The 16,519-nt window shown below is 59.2% G+C and carries 15 protein-coding genes; all 15 read right to left on the bottom strand.

The features are described 5' to 3' along the window. Positions 1–139 precede the first annotated feature (139 nt). A complete protein-coding gene (locus ACGHEN_RS03290) occupies positions 140–1,168 on the bottom strand; it encodes an ABC transporter ATP-binding protein (protein WP_006236139.1) in 1,029 nt (342 codons plus the stop codon). Continuing rightward, positions 1,169–2,260 (bottom strand): ABC transporter ATP-binding protein, encoded by a 1,092-nt coding sequence (locus ACGHEN_RS03285; protein WP_055251840.1) that lies wholly within the window; start codon positions 2,258–2,260, stop codon positions 1,169–1,171. A 2-nt stretch (positions 2,261–2,262) separates the two neighbouring features. Beyond that, positions 2,263–3,198: an ABC transporter permease gene (locus ACGHEN_RS03280; RefSeq protein ID WP_006236141.1), complete on the bottom strand. Its 936-nt coding sequence runs from the start codon at positions 3,196–3,198 to the stop codon at positions 2,263–2,265. Positions 3,199–3,212: 14 nt separating this feature from the next. Further along, positions 3,213–4,250 carry an ABC transporter permease gene (locus ACGHEN_RS03275; protein ID WP_006236142.1) on the bottom strand — a complete coding sequence of 346 codons (1,038 nt, stop codon included), beginning with the start codon at positions 4,248–4,250 and terminating at the stop codon, positions 3,213–3,215. 156 nt (positions 4,251–4,406) lie between these two features. Then, positions 4,407–6,083, bottom strand: coding sequence for an ABC transporter substrate-binding protein (locus tag ACGHEN_RS03270; protein ID WP_040359996.1), 1,677 nt, complete (start codon positions 6,081–6,083; stop codon positions 4,407–4,409). Between the two features lie 294 nt (positions 6,084–6,377). Continuing rightward, complete coding sequence (gene secG, locus ACGHEN_RS03265) at positions 6,378–6,632, bottom strand: preprotein translocase subunit SecG (protein ID WP_006236144.1); 255 nt, start codon at positions 6,630–6,632, stop codon at positions 6,378–6,380. A 159-nt stretch (positions 6,633–6,791) separates the two neighbouring features. Beyond that, positions 6,792–8,345 carry a 2,3-bisphosphoglycerate-independent phosphoglycerate mutase gene (gene gpmI / locus ACGHEN_RS03260; RefSeq protein ID WP_055251837.1) on the bottom strand — a complete coding sequence of 518 codons (1,554 nt, stop codon included), beginning with the start codon at positions 8,343–8,345 and terminating at the stop codon, positions 6,792–6,794. Between the two features lie 5 nt (positions 8,346–8,350). Then, positions 8,351–9,118, bottom strand: coding sequence for a triose-phosphate isomerase (gene tpiA, locus ACGHEN_RS03255; RefSeq protein WP_390397285.1), 768 nt, complete (start codon positions 9,116–9,118; stop codon positions 8,351–8,353). Next, positions 9,111–10,301: a phosphoglycerate kinase gene (locus tag ACGHEN_RS03250; protein ID WP_006236149.1), complete on the bottom strand. Its 1,191-nt coding sequence runs from the start codon at positions 10,299–10,301 to the stop codon at positions 9,111–9,113. Before ACGHEN_RS03250 ends, tpiA begins: the two co-directional genes overlap by 8 nt. 140 nt (positions 10,302–10,441) lie before the next feature. Next, positions 10,442–11,467, bottom strand: a complete 1,026-nt coding sequence (gene gap / locus ACGHEN_RS03245; RefSeq protein ID WP_006236151.1) for a type I glyceraldehyde-3-phosphate dehydrogenase — start codon at positions 11,465–11,467, stop codon at positions 10,442–10,444. 193 nt (positions 11,468–11,660) lie between these two features. After that, positions 11,661–12,590, bottom strand: a complete 930-nt coding sequence (gene whiA / locus ACGHEN_RS03240; protein ID WP_006236152.1) for a DNA-binding protein WhiA — start codon at positions 12,588–12,590, stop codon at positions 11,661–11,663. A 6-nt stretch (positions 12,591–12,596) separates the two neighbouring features. Then, positions 12,597–13,517: an RNase adapter RapZ gene (rapZ, locus tag ACGHEN_RS03235; protein WP_006236153.1), complete on the bottom strand. Its 921-nt coding sequence runs from the start codon at positions 13,515–13,517 to the stop codon at positions 12,597–12,599. Between the two features lie 98 nt (positions 13,518–13,615). Further along, entirely contained in the window at positions 13,616–14,302 is a 687-nt protein-coding gene (locus ACGHEN_RS03230; protein ID WP_006236154.1) for an N-acetylmannosamine-6-phosphate 2-epimerase, read from the bottom strand. Positions 14,303–14,442: 140 nt separating this feature from the next. After that, positions 14,443–15,408 carry an ROK family protein gene (locus tag ACGHEN_RS03225; RefSeq protein WP_006236155.1) on the bottom strand — a complete coding sequence of 322 codons (966 nt, stop codon included), beginning with the start codon at positions 15,406–15,408 and terminating at the stop codon, positions 14,443–14,445. A 171-nt stretch (positions 15,409–15,579) separates the two neighbouring features. Further along, entirely contained in the window at positions 15,580–16,500 is a 921-nt protein-coding gene (locus tag ACGHEN_RS03220; protein ID WP_196025586.1) for a dihydrodipicolinate synthase family protein, read from the bottom strand. Positions 16,501–16,519: the final 19 nt, after the last annotated feature.

The raw sequence follows: 16,519 nt of genomic DNA, 5'->3' as shown, positions 1-16,519 counted from the left end.
CCGCCCTGGTGTTACTTTTCAGAACACTCCGCAGGACGCAAGAAACCCCCGCCGCACGAAGTGCGCAGCGGGGGTTTCTTGCATGTCCGAGGACGTTCTGAAAAGTAACAACAGGGCGGGCCCGGACGAGAACAAACAACTACAGGTCGATGTGCGATTCCTTGATCGGGAACGGCTCCGCGAAGTGACAGGCGCAGCAGTGACCCGGTGCAACTTCCTTAAACTCGGGGAGCTTCTCGGAGCAGATACCCTGCGCGATCGGGCAACGCGTATGGAAACGGCAGCCGGTCGGCGGATCCAGCGGCGACGGCGGATCGCCAGCGAGGATGATGCGCTTGCGGGTCTTCTGGATATCAGGATCGGGAACCGGCACGGCAGACAGCAGCGACTGCGTGTACGGATGGTGAGGCTCGCTATAGAGCGTCTTCCAGTCCGAAACCTCGACCATCTTACCCAGATACATAACGGCAACGCGATCGGAGATGTGCTGTACGACGGACAGGTCGTGTGCGATAAACAGATACGCGGTACCGAACTTGTCCTGCAGTTCCTTGAGCAGGTTCAGAACCTGGGCCTGAATGGACACATCCAGAGCGGATACCGGCTCGTCACAGATAATCAGCTTGGGCTTCAGCGCAAAAGCGCGGGCAATACCGACACGCTGACGCTGGCCGCCCGAGAACTCATGCGGATAGCGGTTGATATGCTCGGGGTTCAGTCCAACGACGTCGAGAAGCTCACGGACGCGCTCAATGCGCTCCTCCTTGGTACCCACACCATGAATGGTCATGGGCTCGGAGACAATCTCACCGATGGTCATACGAGGGTTGAGCGAAGCATAAGGATCCTGGAAGATAAACTGCATCTCACGACGCATGTCCTTGATCTCATGCTTGCTCATCTCGGCAACATCTTTGCCCTGGAAGAACACCTTGCCGGCGGTCGGCTTGGTCAGACGCATGATAGTGCGGCCCGTGGTGGATTTACCGCAACCAGACTCGCCAACCAGACCAAAGGTCTCGCCAGGATAAATCTCAAAAGAGATGTCGTTTACAGCAGAGACGACGCGCTTGGAAAAACGCTTGGCGAACATGCCGGACTCTGCGGGAAACTCCTTGGAGAGGTGCTCGACCTTCAGCAGTGGAGTGCGCTCGTTATTGTCTGCCATTTACGCCTCGCCTCCCTTCTTGGAATCCTTGCGCGTACGGGACGTCTCAGGAGCGTTCTTGAGGAACTCGGGGTCACCGGAATAGTGGCACGCAGAATAGTGACCGGACTCGGTGACAACGCGCTCAGGGCGCTGCTTGCGGCACTTGTCCGTCGCGTAGGGGCAACGAGGAGAGAAGACGCAGCCCTCAGGCAGGTTCATGAGCGAAGGCGGGTTGCCGTGAATCGGCGTCAGCGGCTTCTTCTCTTCGATTGCCTGCTCCGGGATGGAGCGGATAAGACCCCAGGTGTAGGGGTGGCGGCTCTCGTAGAAGATTTCCTCAGCAGTACCGAACTCAACGGGGCGGCCGGCGTACATAACCATGATCTTATCGGCCATATCGGCGACAACACCCAGGTCATGGGTAATCATGATGATGGCGTTGCCGTTCTTCTCCTGCATCTCCTGCATGAGCTCGATAATCTGAGCCTGGATGGTAACGTCCAGGGCAGTCGTGGGCTCGTCGGCAATCAGAATATCGGGATCGCAGGCAAGGGCCATGGCAATCATGACTCGCTGACGCATACCGCCAGAGAACTGGTGCGGATACTCATTGACGCGCTTCTCGGGCTCGGGGATACCCACGAGGTCCAAAAGCTCGGTGGCACGCTTGAGCGCCTCCTGCTTGGAGTAGCCACGGTGCAGACGAAGACCCTCGCCCACCTGCCTGCCGATCTTATAGACCGGGTTCAAGGAGGTCATAGGATCCTGGAAGATCATCGCGATATCGTTGCCGCGAATGTGCTGCATCTCTTCCTCGGTCATTTCGAGGATGGAGCGGCCGCGATAGCGAACGTCACCGCCCTCGATCTTTCCCGGAGGCATCGAGATGAGGCCCATGATGGTCATGGCGGTCACGGACTTACCGGAGCCGGACTCACCGACGACGCCCAGGGTTTCGCCGCGATCGAGCGTGTAGGAGACACCGTCGACAGCGCGAACAACGCCATCCTCGGTGTGGAAATACATCTTAAGGTCATCGACCTCGAGCAGATGCTGGCCCTCAGGAACCGGCTGATCCTTCAGGTCCACATAGTTCTTGTTCTTCTTCATCCTTATGCGTCCTTCATCTTGACGTCGAGGGCGTCGCGCAGACCGTCACCCAGCAGGGTGAAGGCGAGCACCGTCGAGAGAATTGCCAGACCGGGCATGATCATCATCCAGGGAGCGGTCAGAAGATACTGCTGACCGTCCTGAATCATGGAGCCCCACGAAGGCGTAGGCGGAATAACGCCCATGCCGAGGAAGGACAGAGCGGACTCGGTCAGAATGGCGCCACCAATGTTCATGGTCGCGTAGACCACGATGGAGGCGACGGAGTTCGGGAAGATGTGACGCACGACGATACGAGCATCAGATGCACCCATCGCGCGCGCTGCATCAACATAGTCGTTTTCCTTGACCGTCAAGATTGCAGAGCGGAAGACGCGCGCAATCGAAGGCCAGCCAAGAATGCCGATGGCGATAAAGACGTTCTGAAGACCACGGCCGATAACGGCGATCATGGCGACAACGAACAGCACGTACGGGAACGCCAGGAAGATGTCCGCACAGCGCATGATGATCGTATCCCAAATGCCGCCGTAGAAACCGGCCAGGGCGCCCATGACCAGGCCGATCAATGTGGAGATGGCGGTGGCCATGATACCGACAGAAAGCGAAACGCGTGCACCGTAGATAACGCGGACGAGAATGTCGCGACCGAGGGCATCGGTGCCAAACGGGTGCTCGGCACACGGAGCCAGTAGCGATGTCTCGGCCATGGTGGTCGAATCGGAAGCCGTCGGCGAACCGAGCCAGGGCTTAGCCCACAGATCTGCGGTCAGGGCAACCACAACGACGATGATGATCCAGCAGACACCGATAACGGCGAGCTTGTTCTTACGAAGACGCTTAAAAGCGTCGCCCCACAGCGTGCGGGACTTGGCGGGAGCAGATGCGACCTTGGTGGCGGTAGCCTGCTCCTGAGACTGAGAATCAGTTTCCTGCATGAGACGTACCTCCCTTAGGCCTTATCCGACGGACCGCCAAGGCGGATGCGCGGGTCGAGGAATGCATAGCTAATGTCGACGAGCAGGTTGATCACCATGACGACGACAACGATGAGCGTAACGCCGCCCATAACGATGGGCCAGTCACGCATGCTAATGGCGCGATAGACCTCATAGCCGATACCGGGCCAGTTGAAGACCGTCTCGGTCAGGATGGCGCCCGAAAGCATGCCGCCAAAGTCGACACCAATATAGGTAACGACGGGGATGAGTGCATTCTTAAGCGCATGCTTGACGATGATCGCACGATTGGAGAGACCCTTGGCCTTTGCCGTACGGATGTAATCCTGGTTCATGACGTCAAGCAGCTGCGAGCGCATAATGCGCGCAGCATAAGCGGTCGAAACCGAAGCCAGCGTAATGGTCGGAAGCACATAGTGCATCCAATCCTGATACTGAGAGCTGGAACCGCCGGCACCCGAGATCGGCATGGAGATTGCACCGCCCGTGGCGTCCTTGAGGATGACGCCAAAGAACAGCTGCAGCAACATACCGAGCCAGAAGGCCGGGACCGCAACGAGGATCGACGTGGTGAGCGTTACCAAAATATCCCAGAAGGAATAACGCTTTACCGCCGAAATGATACCCGCACCGATACCCATAATTGCCTCGAGCACGATGGCGCACGCGGCAAGTTTGACCGTATACGGATACTTCTGGGCAAAGATTTCCGTAACCGGCAGCTTGCGCTGATACGAATTGCCCAGATCGCCATGAAGCAGGCCGTTCATGTAATACAAGTAACGGTCCACGAGCGACGTTTGAACGGGGTCGCCGTTCTCGTCAAGGATCGCGTTGCCGTCATCGTCCGTCTGGACCAGGTGATAGCGAACGCGAAGCTGAAGCTCCACCTCGGGGGACAGAGCCTTGTCTCCACCGATCAGCTTGATCGGATCTCCCGGCACGATATTCTGGAGGGCGAACAGAATCAGCGTAACGCCCAAAAACACCGGGATGAACTGAAGCACACGTTTAACGATGTACTTACCCATACCACTCCCCTATCTAGGGATTAACCTAAATGGGATGCCGATCGCCAGACCGGCATCCCAAAATTACCATCAGCCAGTTTACCCCAGGTTAGGGAGAACTGTATGTTTCCCATGAGGTCTACGTAAATACTTGACCCTCACGGAAGCTGCAAACTCTTAGGCGAGCTCAGCGGTACCCAGATCGGCGTGCTTCTGCGGATCGACATAGAGGTGCTTAATGCGATCGGAGCCGGCGATGGTGTGCGTGTAGAACATAATCGGGATGACCGGGCAGTCGGCAGCGACCATTGCGTCGGCCTCCTGCATCTTAGCGACGCGCTCCTCGTCGTCAACAATAGTACGAGCCTCGTCGACCTTGGCGTCGAACTCGGGGTTGTTGTAACCGGAGCGGTTGTCGCCACCGAGGGAGTCGGAGTGGAACAGCGGATACAGGAAGTTGTCCATGATCGGGTAGTCGGCAATCCAACCCAGACGACCGAACTGATAGTTAAAGTTCTGATACTGCTCGAGCAGGGCAGACCACTCAGGGGTATCGGAGACAGCGGTAACGCCAACCTTGGCGAGGTCACCGATGATGGACTCCATGATCTCCTTGTGACCGCCGTCCTGGTTGTAGGACAGGGTCACGCTAATGCCACGATCCCCGTTAGCGCCAGCGGGAGCAACCTTGTCGAGGTACTCGTTAGCCTTGTCGACATCGTAGGCGCAGAACTCCCATGCGCCCTCCTTGTAGCCATCGATGCCCGGAGGAACAATGCCGTCGGCAGGAGTACGGGTACCCTTGAAGATGGTCTTGCAGATGGCCTCACGGTTGATGGCCAGGGAGATACCCCTGCGCAGGTCGGCGTTGCTGAACGGCTCGGCCGTGGTGTTGCAGGTCAGATAGTACGTGGAAGGCTCGGCGCCGAGCAGCATGCGCTCGCCGTCACCCATGGTGTAGCCGTCCTTGGACACGCCGCGATCCTTCTTGGCGGCGTCGATCTGAGCGACGGGAACGTCGCAGACATCGAGGTTACCGGCCTGGAACTCCTTGTAGGCGGTCTCCATGTCCTTGATGACCTGGAAGTGGATGCCATCGATCTTGGCCTTGTCGCCATAGTAATCGTCGAACTTCTTGACGTTGATCTCCTGGCCATCCTCCCACTTGCCGTCCATCATGAACGGGCCGTTACCGACCGGGGCGAGGTAGAAGCTCTTGACATCGGACTCGGCGCACTCGGGAACCGGGGCCAGAGCCGGGTGAGAGGCGACGAAGGGGAAGTCGGCGTAAGCGGAAGCCAGCTTGACGACGAGGGTCTCATCGTCGGGGCAGGTAACACCGCTGAGCTCGGTAGCGTTACCGGCAAGCAGATCGTCATAGCCCTCGACCATGGAAAGGTGATAGGAGACCTCGGAAGGGCCGTACTCGGTAGCGACAGCCGACTTGGTGTTGACCAGACGCTCCCAACCGAGCTTGAAGGACTTGGAGGTAACGTCGTCACCGTTGTGGAACTTGGCCTTCTTGATCTTGAAGGTGAACTCGGTGGCGTCGTCGTTGGCCTCGAAGGACTCGCAAGCCAGCGGAACGATCTCGCCCTTCTCGGCGTCATAAGAGGTCAGAGCATCAAAGAGCTGGTACTCGACCTGAGTGCCCTGGTCCTCCTGGACATTGTAGGGGTCGATGCAGACCGGGTTGTTGATGTAGAAGTTCAGCTTCGAACCGGACTCAGAACCGGAAGCGTCGCCGCCCTTCTTGCCGCATGCGGCAAGAAAAGCCATGGAGCTCGCAGCAAGGGTACCGCCGACAAAGGCGCGACGACCCATAACGGGCTGGTGGAACATAGAATCAGCCATGCCATCCTCCTTATGAGATAGGACAAAGAAATGTTCAGTCGGACACATGTCGAGACAATCCGATCCGAACCATCAAAACGCCGCCCGTTGCTATGGCTGGTTATGCACAACGAACCAACGTTTCTCAATACAGTAGCGCATTTTATGCACGATTTGGGGCTAATTCCGGTCAACGGTCGAGAATTTCTTTAGTTGGGCGAAGTATGTGGGGATATTTTGGCTCTGTTACAAATATGTAAACAAAAAGGGTCCCGCACTTGCGGAACCCTTTTCAAGTATTTATGTGGCTCGTGCTTAGTAGCCGACGATACCCTGCGGGAAGAAGAACATGCACAGGACGACACACACGGCAAAAACGACGGCCATAATTACCGTCAGGCGATCGAGGTTCTGCTCCATGACGCCCGTGGCAGAGCTGGAGTTATACAGCGAGCTAGCGATCATATCCGAAACGCCGGTGCCCTTACCAGAGTGCATCAGGACGAGAATCGTCAGCGCCACGGCAGAGACAGCCCAAACGACAAACAGAAGAATCTGAAACGGACCCATAGATAAGCTCCTTAATAGAACAATTCAAACTCCAGTACTGTACCACAACCCCCAGCACTCCCCCATCAGCCATTTGGTGACGAGGTAGAAATAGCGCAAAAAAAGAGGGTTGTCCGGTTGTGGACAACCCCCTTACTAGAAAACGGTATTTGTTTTCTATTAGGCCTCGGTGGCGAGTACGCGACCCGTCATCTCGGCGGAAGGCTCAATACCAGCCATGGTGAGCATGGTCGGAGCGATATCGGAAAGACGGCCGTCCTCGATACCGGTGAGCTGTGCCTTCTCATCAACGATGATGAACGGCACGCGGTTGGTGGTGTGAGCCGTGAACGGATGCTTGGAACCGTCGGAAGCAACGTCAAACATGTGATCGGCGTTGCCGTGATCGGCGGTAATCAGCGCAAAGCCGCCCTTAGCGAGAATCGCCGGGACAACCTTGGACAGGGCATCGTCAACAGCCTCGACGGCCTTAACGGCAGCGTCGAAGACACCGGTGTGACCAACCATGTCGCAGTTTGCGAAGTTCACGATGTAGAAATCAGCGCGATCCTCGTTGATGGCGGCGACAAGCTTCTCGGTAACCTCGGGAGCGCTCATCTCAGGTTGCAGGTCGTAGGTAGCGACCTTGGGAGAAGCGACGAGCACGCGCTCCTCGCCCTCCTTGGGCTCCTCGATGCCGCCGTTGAGGAAGAACGTCACGTGGGCGTACTTCTCGGTCTCGGCGGTGTGCAGCTGCTTCAGGCCATTGGCGGCGATAACGTCGGCCAGAACGTTCTCGGGGAACGTCTTGGGGAAGGCGACCTCGACGTCAAACGTCGGGTCGTACTCGGTCATCGTCACAAAGTGCGAAAGCTTGATCTGCTCGCGCTCAAAGCCGTCGAACTCCTTGTCCGTGAACACGCGAGTCATCTGACGAGCGCGGTCGGGACGGAAGTTGAAGAAGATGGCCGCGTCGCCCTCGTGGATGCCCTCGTTGTGGGCAGCGAAGGGCTCGACGAACTCGTCGCCGCGCGGATCCTTCTCGTAGTAGGCCTTGATACCGGCAACAGGGTCGGTATCGGCATCGGATGCGTTGACCATGACATCGTAGGCGCGCTGGATGCGCTCCCAACGGTTGTCGCGGTCCATGGCCCAATAACGGCCCGAGACGGTGGCAACGCGAGCGTCGCAACCGGTCTCCTCGGAGATCTTAGCCAGGAAGGCGCAGAACTCACTCATGTAACCGGCACCGGACTGCGGGTCAACGTCGCGACCATCCATGAAGGCGTGGACGCGAACGGTCTTGACACCGTGCTCGGCAGCCATCTTGACCAGAGCCTCGACGTGGCTCATATGAGAATGAACACCGCCAGGGCTCATAAGGCCCATGAGGTGGAGAGTCTTGCCGTCAGCCTTGACGTCGTCCATAGCCTTGACGAAGACCTCGTTCTTGGCGATGGAGCCGTCCTTGATGGCATTGTTGATGCGCGAAAGCTCCTGGAACACGATGCGGCCGGCACCGATGTTGAGGTGACCCACCTCGGAGTTGCCCATCTGGCCATCGGGAAGACCCACGTCCTCGCCCGAAGCGCCGAGCGTGGTGTGGGGGTACTTCTCGTACAGGCTATCGAGGAAGGGCGTCTTGGCAGCGGCGACGGCGTTCTCGCCATCGGCCGGAGCCAGGCCGCAACCATCCATGATGATCAGGAGTGCAGGAAGATGACGCTGTGCCATATGTCCTACTCGCCTGCCTTGACGACCATAGAGGCGAAGTCGGCAGCCTTGAGCGAAGCGCCGCCCACGAGGGCGCCGTCGACGTCGGGCTTGGCGACGAGCTCGGCGATGTTGCCGGGCTTGGCAGAGCCACCATAGAGAACGCGGATGCCGTCGGCGAGCTCCTCACCGAACATCTCCTTGAGGGTCTCACGGATAGCGCCGCAGACCTCCTGAGCGTCCTCGGCGGTAGCGGTCTTGCCGGTGCCGATGGCCCAGATGGGCTCGTAGGCGACGACGACCTGCTTGGGGCAAGTGATCTCGAGACCCTCGAGACCAGCCTTGACCTGGTTCACGACGTGCTCGACATAGGTGCCGGCCTCGCGGACCTCAAGGGACTCGCCGCAGCAGAAGACAGGAACAAGACCGGCGGCAACGAGGGCCTTGGCCTTCTTGTTCTGATCCTCGTCGGTCTCGTGGAAGTAATCACGACGCTCGGAGTGACCGATGATGCAGTAGGTGCAGCCAGCGGACTTGAGCATGTCGCAAGAAGACTCACCGGTGAAGGCACCCTTGGCCTCCCAGTACACGTTCTGTGCACCGAGGGCGATGGGGGCAGCCTGAATACGGTCATGAACCGTGGTGATGTCGATGGTCGGAGGGCAGACGAGCACCTCGACGGGAGCCGGAACCTCGGGCAGAGCCTGAGCCAGCTCGTCGGCGAGCTTGGCGGCCTCGGCGACGTCGTTGTTCATCTTCCAGTTACCAGCGATAAGAAGGGTGCGATTAGGCATCGAGAAGCGCCTCCACTCCGGGCAGGGCCTTACCCTCGACGAGCTCCATGGAAGCGCCACCACCGGTAGAGATCCAGCTCATCTTGTCGGCCAGGTTGAACTTGTTGACGGCTGCGACAGAGTCGCCACCACCGATGATCGAGGTGCAATCAGCCTCGGCGACAGCCTCGGCGATAGCCTGGGTGCCGTGAGCGAAGTTATCGAACTCGAAGACGCCCATGGGGCCATTCCAGAACACAGTCTTGGCACCCTTGACAGCCTCGGCGTAGAGCTCCTCGGTCTTGGGGCCGATGTCCATACCCTCACGGTCGTCGGGGATAGCGTCGGAAGCGACAACCTCGGGGACAGCATCCTCGCCAAAGTGATCAGCAACGCGGTTGTCGATGGGGAGCAGGATCTTGACGCCCTTCTCCTCGGCCTTCTTGAGCATCTCACCGGCGCGCTCGACCCAGTCCTCTTCCTTGAGGGACTGACCGACGGACAGGCCCTGAGCCAGGAAGAAGGTGTAGGCCATGCCGCCACCGATGATCAGGGTATCAGCGGAGTCGATGAGGTGATCGAGAACGCCGATCTTGGAGGAAACCTTGGAACCGCCGACGATGGCGACGAAGGGGCGCTCGGGCTCGGCGAAGATGCCGGTCAGCGTGTCGACCTCCTTCTCGAGCAGGAAGCCGGCGACGGCAGGCAGGTAAGCGGCGGGGCCCACGACGGAACCCTGGGCGCGGTGTGCGGTGCCGAAGGCATCGAGAACGAAGACGTCACCATAGGAAGCGAGCTTCTTGGCGATCTCGGGATCGTTCTTCTTCTCACGCTTGTCAAAACGGACGTTCTCGAGAACGAGGACCTTGCCCGGCTCGACGGCGGCGACAGCCTCGGCGGCCTTCTCGCCATACGTGTCGGCAACAAAAGCAACGTCAAGGCCAGAGAGCTCAGCGAGCTTCTTGGCGACAGGCTCGAGGGAAAGCTCGGGCTGGAAGCCAGTGCCCTCAGGACGGCCGAGGTGGCTCATGAGGATGACGCGAGCGTTGTGCTCAACGAGGTAGTTGATGGTGGGCAGGGCAGCCTTGATACGGGTGGTGTCGCCAACGACGCCATCCTTGATAGGCACGTTGAAGTCAACGCGGACGAGAACGCGCTTGCCGTCGACATCGATGTCGCGGACGGTCTTCTTGGTAAAGGCCATGTTTGCTTCTACCTTTCGTACGTGTCTGCCTCCCATTACGGCAGACGATTTCCTATAAAAAGGGCGCGACCCTAGGGTGTAAGCCCTATGAGGCCGCGCCCTTCTTTAGACGCTCAACGAGCTATTCGCTAAAAGCTAAATTAAGCAACGAACTTCTCGAAGTACTTGATGGTGCGGACCATCTGAGAGGTGTAGGAGTTCTCGTTGTCGTACCAAGAGGTGACCTGAACGAGGGTCTGGCCGTTGCCGAGATCAGAGCACATGGTCTGAGTGGCGTCGAAGATGGAGCCGTGGGTCTCGCCGACGATGTCGCGGGAGACGATCTGGTCCTCGTTGTAGGCGAAGGTATCGGGGATGGTCTCGGCGTAGGCCTTCATGGCAGCGTTGACCTCGTCGACGGTGACCTTCTTGTCAACGACGGCGTAGAGGTTGGTCAGCGAGCCGGTCGGCGTCGGGACGCGCTGGGCGGCACCGATGAGCTTGCCGTTGAGCTCGGGGAGAACCAGGCCGATGGCCTTGGCAGCGCCCGTGGTGTTCGGGACGATGTTCTCGGAGCAGGCGCGGGAGCGACGGAAGTTGCCCTTGCGCTGCGGGCCGTCGAGCGGCATCTGGTCGCCGGTGAAGGCGTGGATGGTGGTCATGATGCCGGAGACGATGGGAGCGAAGTCGTTCAGGCCCTTGGCCATCGGGGCGAGGCAGTTGGTGGTGCAGGAAGCAGCGGAGATGATGTTATCCTCAGCGGTCAGCGTCTCATGGTTGACGTTGTACACGATGGTGGGCAGATCGCTGCCGGCCGGAGCGGAGATGACGACCTTCTTGGCGCCAGCGTTGATGTGGGCCTGAGCCTTAGCCTTGCTGGTGTAGAAGCCGGTGCACTCGAGAACGACGTCGACGTCGAGGTCGCCCCAAGGCAGGTTGTTGGCGTCGGCCTCCTTGTAGATCTTGATCTCCTTGCCGTCAACGGTGATGGAATCCTCGCCAGCGACGACCTCGTGATCGCGAGCATAGTTGCCCTGCGTGGAGTCGTACTTCAGCAGGTAAGCGAGCATATCGGGAGAGGTGAGGTCGTTGATAGCGACGATCTCGGAGCCCTCATGACCGAACATCTGGCGGAAGGCCAGACGACCGATGCGACCGAAGCCGTTAATAGCAACCTTTACTGCCATTGTGTCTCCTTTCGTAAGGCCCCCGCAAGCTACAGCGCCTGCCGTTGAGGCCCACAAACTAACCACTCGCCTAATATACCTTTTTTTTGGCTTGAATTTCACGAGAATGCTCGAAATTGAAAATCAAATTTGCGTTAAAACGCTTTAACGTATAAAACAGCAGTTAAACCACCATAAAAGCTATTGCGTTAAACTACCCGCTTGCTTCAATGAGCTTTTCAAGGCGCAAAACACGGTGATACAAGGCCGACTTCGACAAAGGAGGGTCGGCCATTTCCCCCAAATCTCGCAGTGAGAGATCGGGGTAACGCTCGCGTAAGTCACAAAAAACTGCCAGAGCGTCCGGCAGCGTTTCGCGCAAACCGCGCCGATCAAGCTCATCGATGAGCGCAAGCTGATGTTGGGCGGCACCGGCACTTCTGGTCTGGTTGGCAAGCTCTGCGTTCACGCGACGATTCACGTCGTTCTTCACCAGCTTAACCGCGCGGGCCTCTTCAATCTCGGCAACGCTGCGCTTGGCGCCAATCAGCTGTAACAGACGTTTAATCTCCTCGGCACTCTTGATGTACACGGCATACGAGCCGCGACGCGCATTGACGCGGGCGTGAACTCCAATCTGCTCCAGAAGGTCGCAAAGTCCCTTTGCATACTCCTCGCCCTGAACCGCGATCTCCAAATGAAAATCGCCACGCGGGTCGGCAACAAAGCCTCCGGCAATCAGCGCACCGCGAATATAGGCGAGCCTGCAGCAAGGACGGGCGACGATGTGGCGCGGCACACCCGCGACGAGCCCTCCCCTACGGTCGAGAATGCCCAGCAGCACCAGAGCCTTATCCAAATCGGGCTGATCGGGCAAGGTGATGAGATAGTTTCGTACCTTGTGCAGGACCGACTTACGAACCGTGAATTCGGTCTTGAGCTTAAGGATACGATGCGTCAGCGCAATCATCGTGCGCGCCACAGCACCCGTCTCGGTCGCGACCGTCAAGCGGTACCGTCCCGAGCCCGCCAGCGAAAGCGTGCCGCTCACACGCGTTAGCGCAGCAAGCGTCGACAAATCGCAGTATTCGCATTCTGGTTCGCAGCGCGCAAGCTCGTCACGCACCTCAGCGGTAAACGACATGTAAACCTATGCCTTCGTGTTGGCACGCGACAGGTCACGGTGGGAGATGCTCACATGATACTGAGCACCCTCCAGGTAGCGGGCCGTGGCCTCGGCAATGGCGACGCTACGGTGCTGTCCGCCTGTGCAGCCGATAGCAATGGAAAGCTGCGGCTTGCCCTCTGCGATATAACCCGGCATGACCGTATCGAGCAGCTGAGTCCAGGCCTTCCAGAACTCCTGGGTCTTGGGGTGGTCCAAGACAAAATCGGAGACCTTCTTATCGAGACCGGTCATGGTGCGCATCTCGGGATCGTAGAAAGGATTGGGCAAGAAGCGAACATCGATCATGATATCCGCCTCGATGGGCATGCCATGCTTAAAGCCAAACGAGAACACGTGGACATCCATAAGCTGCTGGTCGGACAGCTCGGAAAAAGCCATGCGCAGCTTGTTGCGCAAGGCAGAAGTGCGCAAGCGGCTCGTGTCGATAATCATATCGGCTCGATCGCGAACGCCCTGCAGCTGCAGACGTTCACGCTGAATAGCGTCGGCCGTGGTCTCCCCCGGCTTTGCAATGGGATGGCGACGACGGTTTTCGCTATACCGGCGAATCAGCACCTCGTCAGACGCCTCGAGAAACACAATGTCGCAGCTCATCTCGCGCTCTTCCAGTGCGGCAACAGCATCGAGCAGTTCATCGAACAAGCCCTGGCTACGCAGGTCGCAGGTAACGGCAAGGTGCCTGCCCACGCCCGTATTGATGCCAACGAGCTCAGCAAGCTGGGCAATCAGGCGTGGGGGCAGGTTGTCGATACAAAAATAGCCCATGTCCTCAAACACATGCATGGCTTGCGTTCGGCCCGAGCCGGACATTCCGGTGATGATAACGATATCGGGGATACGCTCCGAGCGCTCCGCCGCATCCATGGCATCTCCCTTTTGCATGTGTGCCTCCTAAAATAAGCGCGGGACCCGGCCAGCGGATCCCGCGCGATCAATTGCCTTTATTGAGTATACCGCCCCAAGCGGATACAAGGCCCGTCTTACGCCTCAAGCGCAGCCTTGAACCAACTTGTAATACTCGTGGGGTGCGTGATAGCGGTGCCGACGACAACGGCCCACGCGCCGGCGTCGATTGCAGCGCGAGCCTCCTCGGGCGTATGCACGCGACCCTCGCAAATGATGGGAAGGCCGGGAAATTCCTCGGTCGCCTGACGCAGGAGCGGCAGGTCGGGGCCATCGGCCATGGTGCAGTCGATGGCGGCGACACCGTGAGAGAGTGTGGTGGATACCAGGTCGAAGCCCATATCAACCGCACGGCGAATGTCCTCGATGGTGGCACAATCCGCCATCAGGAGCACACCCTCCTCGTGCAGCGGGCGGAAGGTATCCTCGACCGACTTGCCATCGGGACGCGGACGATCGGTGGCGTCGATCGCCACGATATCGGCACCCGCAGCAACGCAGGCACGAGCGTGACGCAGCGTCGGCGTGATGTAAACGCCCTCGTGCCCGTCCTTCCACAGACCGATGACGGGAACCTCACAGCGACCCTTAATGGCGGCAATGTCGGCAAGGCCCTGGCAGCGAATGGCGGCGGCGCCGCCAAGCTCGCAAGCGCGAGACATTTGAGCCATGGTCTCGGGCGTACGAAGCGGCTCGCCCATATACGCCTGAACGCTCACGACGAGCTTGCCCTTCAGGGACTGGATCAAAGGATCAACGGTCATGTTCGACTCAACCTTTCTCAAAACAGCCTTCTGAGACACCGCACCTTGACGTTCAAACCGTCGCTCGCGTACCGAAGTACGCTTCGCTCCTCTTTCACGTCAATCTGCGGCACCTCAGAAGGCGCACTTGGTAGTTATGTTTACTTCAACGATGCAAGAAGGTGTTCGGCGGCACCGATGAGCGGCGCGTCGCCCTCCAGAGAGCCGATGAGAATCGGCGTGTCCTGAAGCGGGTCGAGCGCCTGGCTGGCATAGCCCTCGTGCACCGAGTCCTTCCACGTCTGTGAACGCCAATCGGGACCTTGGTGAATCACGCCGCCCGAAAGCACGATGACCTCAGGGTCCAGGATGTTAGCGAGCGAGCCCAGGCTGGCGCCCAGCGCAAAGCCGGCGTCATGAATGACCTCGGTCGCCTTTGCGTCGCCTGCGCGGCACAGGTCGTTCACGTCACGGCCGACCGAAGGACGGCTGGGGTCGACGCGGCCAAAACGCTCATCGTACATGCGCCCGATTGATGTTCCGGAAGCAACCGACTCCAGATGGCCGGAACGCCCGCAGGCGCAGGGAATGCCGGCGGCAGCCGAGCACTCGATGTGGCCCATATGGCCGGCAGCACCATGGAAGCCCTGCATCACGCGGCCGTTCTCGACATATGCGCCGCCGATGCCCGTACCGATGCCCAAACACAAGACGGAGAACTTGCCCTTGCCGACGCCCCAGTGGGCCTCGCCCAGAGCATGAGCCTGCACGTCGCCTACAACGGCAACGGGAAGGCCGAGGTCCTCGCGCAGACGCGGCCCCAACTGAACGCCGGACCAGCCGGGCATAATCTCATTGGCATACGCGATGGCGCCCGTCTTGGGGTCGACGACACCGGCAGCGCCGATGCCAACTCCGAGGACCTCGACATCGGGATTTGCCTCAAGAGCTGCCTTGATAGACGCCTCGATGCGCTGGAAGACCGCTTCGCCACCCTCCTGGGCCTCGGTGGGAACCTCAGCCTCAAAAACGGGATGGGGCACACCGCCGTCAGCCGGGTACTCCATGATGGCAGTCGCGATCTTAGTTCCGCCGATATCGACAGAGCAGACGTACTTGTTCTCCATGTCGTTCTCCTTCGGAGACAAAACAACTACAGGAAATGCGCCGTCAGGCTAGCCGTCACAGCGCGGTAAAGGTTTTCCAGGTGCCCGAGATCGCCGAGAAACCGTGCGGCCATTGGCCTAATGGGTCATGGCCGCACGGTTGAACGGCGAGGTCGGGTGCCTGGGAAAGCTTTAAAGGAGACCGTTGTCCTGGAGGACCTTGCGAATCGCCTCGACGTTCTCACCGGTCATGGCCTTCACCGGGCGCGGCATGGTCGGGCTGTCGAAGATGCCCATGAGGTTCATAGCGGTCTTGAAGGCGCCGACGCCACCGGCATAGCCCTGGACGCCCGAGGTGACATCCCAGATGTGCGAAATCTCATTGAGGCGATCCTGTTCGGCCTTGACGGTAGCCCAGTCACCAGCCTGAGCGGCCTTCCACTGACGAACGTAGCCCTCGGGCTCAACGTTGGCGAGGCCCGGAACGGAACCGTCGGCGCCACCGAGATAGGCACCGTCGACGACGACCTCATGGCCGGTAAGGATGCTCATCGGATGGCCGTTCTTCTCGTTCTCCTGAATGAGGTAGCGGAACGAGATGTCATCGCCCGAGGAATCCTTGACGCCAGCCAGGACGCCCTCGGCGCCGAGCTTAGCAAGGAGCTTCCAGGGGAGCTTGGTGTGGACGCACACGGGGATGTCGTAGGCGAAGATGGGCAGGTCGAGTTCCTCGTGAAGGATGCGGAAGTGCTCCTCGACCTCGGTCATGCCCTGCAGGGCATAGAACGGGCAGGTGGCGACGAGCGCATCGGCGCCCAGCTCCTGAGCGACCTTGCCGTGCTCGATCATGCGCTCGGTCTCGGTGTCGATGATGCCGACCAGAACGGGAACGCGGTGGTCGACGATACGGACGGCCTCTGCGACAATCTGGCGACGGCGCTCGTCGGTGGAGAAGACGACCTCGCCCGAGGAGCCCAGGAAGAACAGGCCATCGACGCCGGCATCGATCATGCGGTTGATGCTGCGCTCAAAGGAGGCAACGTCGAGCTGGTGGTCTTCGGTATCGGGAACAACGACGGGAGGGATAACGCCGGTGAATTTCTGAGTTGCCACAAGAATCTCCTTAGTTGTC

The sequence above is a fragment of the Collinsella sp. i06-0019-1H4 genome (genome assembly GCF_042849575.1).
Classification (GTDB): domain Bacteria; phylum Actinomycetota; class Coriobacteriia; order Coriobacteriales; family Coriobacteriaceae; genus Collinsella.
This window is presented reverse-complemented; position numbering and strand designations above follow the sequence as displayed.

Bases quoted from the DNA above. Each gene is read 5' to 3' on its own strand.
- ACGHEN_RS03290 (WP_006236139.1), bottom strand. From the start codon at position 1,168: ATGGCAGACAATAACGAGCGCACTCCACTGCTGAAGGTCGAGCACCTC.
- ACGHEN_RS03285 (WP_055251840.1), bottom strand. From the start codon at position 2,260: ATGAAGAAGAACAAGAACTATGTGGACCTGAAGGATCAGCCGGTTCCT.
- ACGHEN_RS03280 (WP_006236141.1), bottom strand. From the start codon at position 3,198: ATGCAGGAAACTGATTCTCAGTCTCAGGAGCAGGCTACCGCCACCAAG.
- ACGHEN_RS03275 (WP_006236142.1), bottom strand. From the start codon at position 4,250: ATGGGTAAGTACATCGTTAAACGTGTGCTTCAGTTCATCCCGGTGTTT.
- ACGHEN_RS03270 (WP_040359996.1), bottom strand. From the start codon at position 6,083: ATGGCTGATTCTATGTTCCACCAGCCCGTTATGGGTCGTCGCGCCTTT.
- secG (WP_006236144.1), bottom strand. From the start codon at position 6,632: ATGGGTCCGTTTCAGATTCTTCTGTTTGTCGTTTGGGCTGTCTCTGCC.
- gpmI (WP_055251837.1), bottom strand. From the start codon at position 8,345: ATGGCACAGCGTCATCTTCCTGCACTCCTGATCATCATGGATGGTTGC.
- tpiA (WP_390397285.1), bottom strand. From the start codon at position 9,118: ATGCCTAATCGCACCCTTCTTATCGCTGGTAACTGGAAGATGAACAAC.
- ACGHEN_RS03250 (WP_006236149.1), bottom strand. From the start codon at position 10,301: ATGGCCTTTACCAAGAAGACCGTCCGCGACATCGATGTCGACGGCAAG.
- gap (WP_006236151.1), bottom strand. From the start codon at position 11,467: ATGGCAGTAAAGGTTGCTATTAACGGCTTCGGTCGCATCGGTCGTCTG.
- whiA (WP_006236152.1), bottom strand. From the start codon at position 12,590: ATGTCGTTTACCGCTGAGGTGCGTGACGAGCTTGCGCGCTGCGAACCA.
- rapZ (WP_006236153.1), bottom strand. From the start codon at position 13,517: ATGCAAAAGGGAGATGCCATGGATGCGGCGGAGCGCTCGGAGCGTATC.
- ACGHEN_RS03230 (WP_006236154.1), bottom strand. From the start codon at position 14,302: ATGACCGTTGATCCTTTGATCCAGTCCCTGAAGGGCAAGCTCGTCGTG.
- ACGHEN_RS03225 (WP_006236155.1), bottom strand. From the start codon at position 15,408: ATGGAGAACAAGTACGTCTGCTCTGTCGATATCGGCGGAACTAAGATC.